Annotated in this window: 2 protein-coding genes; both read left to right on the top strand. The window is 41.9% G+C overall.

What is annotated here, in order from left to right; translation table 11 throughout:
• Positions 1-706: 706 nt before the first annotated feature.
• On the top strand, positions 707-991 hold the full coding sequence (locus BG32_RS15850) for a MerR family transcriptional regulator (protein WP_220660323.1): 285 nt from the start codon (positions 707-709) through the stop codon (positions 989-991).
• An 81-nt stretch (positions 992-1,072) separates the two neighbouring features.
• Positions 1,073-1,381 carry a TipAS antibiotic-recognition domain-containing protein gene (locus tag BG32_RS15845; protein WP_259459646.1) on the top strand — a complete coding sequence of 103 codons (309 nt, stop codon included), beginning with the start codon at positions 1,073-1,075 and terminating at the stop codon, positions 1,379-1,381.
• Positions 1,382-1,629 lie beyond the last annotated feature (248 nt).

The following is a 1,629-nucleotide window of genomic DNA, read 5'->3' as shown; positions in this document are numbered from 1 at the left end:
AGAACCATAGTTCTGTAGTTCTCAAGCATAGGAAAAGCGAAAATATACGCTTGCCTTGCAACTTCCCTTGCTTCTTCGTAGTTGCTTGTTACCGAAGTCGATTCTGCACCAATAATGACAGCGAAAACCAGAATCGCAGATATTAATGCCAGAGAGTTTTTCATGCCCATTTCTCAATCTCCTCACGCAACTGCTCTTTCCCGACTATTCTCGGTCCCCAGTTTTGAACCTTGTATATTCAGCAGTTTAAACATTTAAAGGGTTCAAACCTCTGCAAAAGATACTTGTAGATATCAACTAGTATTTGTCTGACTGTCTATTGAAAGAAAGAGTTTGCTTTTCTTTTGGATCAGAATTGCTAATCCCACGACAAAACACCATCTCTTTGATTATATTCTGCAGCAAACACTCTTTGATTTCTAAACAGGTCTTCACATACAATTACAGCACCTGGAAACCTTCAGTGACAACATAGTGAAGTTACTTGCATCAGTACAGCACAAGAGTAATAATAAACCCCTTGAGTCACTCTGGACGTACAAAGAATCCTGAATCGGCGTAACCATCAACTTGCTTGACTGTTACGCAACGTAATAGTATATCCTTGTGATTATGGGAGGAGGTTTCTTGAACGCAAAACAGGTTGCCGAGCTCTCAGACCTTTCTGTAAGGCGCTTCATCATTATATTATGACGAAATCGGGTTCTTGAGACCTCAGTGTAATGCAGAGAATGGATACAGAGAGTATTCAGAAGAAGATCTCGACAAACTTCAGCAGATTCTCTTCTTCGAACAGTGTGGCTTCTCTTTGGAGAGGATCAAGAAGCTTCCAAGCAATCCGAGGTTCGATAGAGCCAGGGCCTTCGAGCTTCAGAAGAAACACTTGATACTGGAGAAGGAGAGAATTGAGGCTATGCTCAACACACTGGAGAGGACGCTGAAAACTATGAAAGGAGAAGATTCGATGAGTCAGAGAGAAAAGTTAAAATGATTCGATTTCTCCTAAAACCCCTATGAAGAAGAAGCGAAACAGCTTTGGGGTGATGAGACTGTTGAAAAGAGTAACGATTTTATCGCTTCGAAGAGCGACCGGGAGAGGAAGGATATGGAGAAGATACTAGATGAGCTTTTCAGAGAACTTGCAGAGATTCGGGACGAAGATCCCGATTCAGACCTTGCCCAGGAAGCAATTGACAGAATGTATAAGGCCTTTAACGAAAGCTTTGGACATTACTATACTCTTGAGTCTTTTGCCTCTCTAGGCAACATGTACGTAATGGATGATCGGTTCAGAGCAAACATAGATAAGTATGGTGAAGGATTAGCGGAGTTTCTTTCAAAAGCGATGCAGGAGTACGCAGATAGGCAATCCGAAGGATGAACCGAAACTGCCCTGTGATGTAACTGGTTGTTTATGATTCTGGGAAGTATCGATCTTAGTCAAACCGGTTTCAAGCAAGAGCAAAGCTAGCTGCTCAAATAGGTCCGAAAACTTCCCATATTCCTTTCAATTCTGCTTTTTGTCTATGCATAGTGAAAAACAATTCAGGAGGTACTCCTAACTCCTGACCAGAAGGCGTTGCGACCAGTTTGTTCAGGATAATTCATCTTAGCGTTGCAATTGAAGAG

Source organism: Mesotoga sp. HF07.pep.5.2.highcov, from assembly GCF_003666285.1.
In the GTDB taxonomy this organism is placed as follows: domain Bacteria; phylum Thermotogota; class Thermotogae; order Petrotogales; family Kosmotogaceae; genus Mesotoga; species Mesotoga prima.
This window is presented reverse-complemented; position numbering and strand designations above follow the sequence as displayed.